Annotated in this window: 2 protein-coding genes; both read left to right on the top strand. The window is 34.8% G+C overall.

Going from position 1 to position 2,580, the window contains the following annotated elements:
• Window positions 1-280: 280 nt before the first annotated feature.
• A complete protein-coding gene (locus DBR11_RS28690; protein ID WP_108555946.1) occupies window positions 281-1,873 on the top strand; it encodes a cysteine peptidase family C39 domain-containing protein in 1,593 nt (530 codons plus the stop codon).
• Between the two features lie 477 nt (window positions 1,874-2,350).
• Window positions 2,351-2,580: hypothetical protein (locus DBR11_RS30465; RefSeq protein WP_233260951.1), on the top strand; the 230-nt coding region annotated here is incomplete at its 3' end.

The following is a 2,580-nucleotide window of genomic DNA, read 5'->3' as shown; positions in this document are numbered from 1 at the left end:
CACAAACGTTTTGAAATAGGCATAATCACCGATTCAACCGGTAAATTTCTTGACTATGCAATTTATTAACACATATATAACAGAAAGTTAAAGAATATTCTAGATACTATCTTGATTTTACTTTTTAGCTTAGAGATAAATTAACTCTGATAATAAATTATGCTCACAATCCGTAAAACACCCCTTGAAATCGCCTCCTATTTTAGGCGTTATATAGGCGATGATTCTTGCGTAATATTTGGAGTGCTATCTACTATGAAAATCTATAACCAAGTTAAATATGCTACTACCTCTCAAATCTATTCCCAATGCAGTAAGTGTACTAAGTTTATTAATTAAGACCTTAAAAATACCAGTTACATCGTATACTATTAAAAACGATTTGCTAGAGCATCCAGACTATCCAAGTATGCTAGCTTTAAGCGATTGTTTAACCTCTTGGAATATTCCAAACAAAGCATTTCAGGTAGAGAAAGAGAGTTTTAATTTAGCTGAATTCCCAGTTCCCTTCGTTGCGCATTTGAAAAGAGAAGATAATGAGTTTGTGGTAGTAGACAAAATCGAAGGCGATAATGTCATATTTAGTAACGAAAAAGAAAATAGGAAATTACTTGTGAAGCAAGAATTTTTAAAACTTTGGGATGGAGTTATCCTGTATGCTGAAAAGGATCTATTAAGCGGGGAAGCGAAATATACAGAATCATTGGTTAAGGAATGGCTGATTAAAATGCGTATACCTTTCATTATTTTGATGACGTTATGCGGCATAACCTATATATTGAGCCAGCAACAAATCACAGCCTTCTACCTGTCTATTATCATATTAAAACTATCAGGGATCTCTGTGAGTTGTCTTTTATTAATGCATGGCATAAACAACAATAATCCATTTATTGCAAATCTATGTGCCCTTGGTAAAAAGAATGATTGTAATGCTATTTTAAAATCTGATGCTGCTAAAGTAACAAGTTGGTTAACTTGGAGTGAAGTGGGAATGTTTTATTTTGCAGGTTCTTTTCTTTGCTTGTTACTTAATCCTTCCACTAAAGAATGGCTTAGTTGGCTTAACATAATCTGTTTGCCATACTCGTTTTATTCATTTTGGTATCAAGCTAAAGTAAAGAATTGGTGCATTCTCTGTTGTAGTATACAAGTATTACTTTGGTTGGAAGCCGCAGTATTTTATTTGGGTGGAAATTCGTTTGATTTTCAAATCTCAAATTTTTCAATTTATACCTTTGTAGGTGCTTTTTTATGTTTCTTAACACCTATTGCAATATGGTCATTTATAAAGCCATTCCTCCAGGAAGCAGAACATCTTCAACCATTAAAGCAACAACTTAAAAGGTTTAAATACAATAGCGATTTGTTTAATCAAATTTTAAGTAATCAAACCAATTATAAAGTTCCTGATGATATAATGCCCATAGTATTAGGTAATAGGGATGCAAAAACGGTTGTCACGATGGTCACAAACCCATTTTGTGGACCTTGTGCTGCAGTACACAAATCTCTTAGCGAATGGATTGATCAGCGTGACGATATACAATTGAAAGTTGTATTTGCCACTGCGGATAGCGACGATGACTATCGGACTAAAGTAGCCAGACATGCTACTTCATTGAGCCTATTAGATGATAAGCGTGTAGTTGGGCAAGCCCTGGATGATTGGTATGAACAATCAGACAAAGACTATTTAAAATGGTCAACTAAATATCCAGTACCTAATGTTAGCGAAATGGAAACAGTAACTAGGCTGCAGAAGAGATGGTGCGAGATGCTTGGAGTTACATTTACACCTACGATTTTGATCAATGGATATAAGTTAATTGAACCCTATACCCTTGAGGATATAAAATACTTAATAGAATAGAAAGGTCTTTTGTACAAAAATGGGGCTGCCCGTTGCAACAGAACAGCCCCTAACAAGCATGATGTTATAAAAACATGTCGCTCAAAGTAACTCAGCGTGGTAGAGTTACAAAATCTAATAACTAAATTTTAAGTAAAAGTATGAAAAAAATGAGTTTAAATGCTTTCGCTATCCAAAATGGCGAAGTTTTGACAAGAAGCCAACTGAAAAAAGTTTTAGGAGGTAGTGGCAGTGGTAACGGTGGACCCTGCGACAATGAATGTTCCAGAGAAGGCGAATCTTGTACTATGCCTGGGCAAACGGGCGGTATATGCAAGTCTCATGGTATATATCCAGCTGGCTCATGTCCCGGTCAAACAACTGTATTACTTTGTGATCCTAGCTAATTGATAATAATGGGCATTGAAAGAACATTCTCTAATGCCCATTATTATCAATACTCAGAGATAAATTTTCTTTAAATGTTAAATTTTCCTTATGAAGTTTTTGGCCGTATTGTTATTCTCCCTATTGTCTTGTGCGGGTTATGCACAAAATACGTTGACCATTCATGGCTACGCACCTAAATTGAAAGACGGAACTTTGATTTATTTTGAGCCTTTTTATCCGAGACGTTTTTCAAATCAACAGATAAAGGAAACAGCTGAAATAAGGAAACATGGATCTTTCGTTGTTAAAAACGGGAAATTTCAATCCAAGATGAAAAT

This window comes from Pedobacter sp. HMWF019 (assembly GCF_003061025.1).
In the GTDB taxonomy this organism is placed as follows: domain Bacteria; phylum Bacteroidota; class Bacteroidia; order Sphingobacteriales; family Sphingobacteriaceae; genus Pedobacter.
The sequence above is the reverse complement of the archived record's forward strand: the minus strand, read 5'-3'. Positions and strand labels throughout refer to the sequence as shown.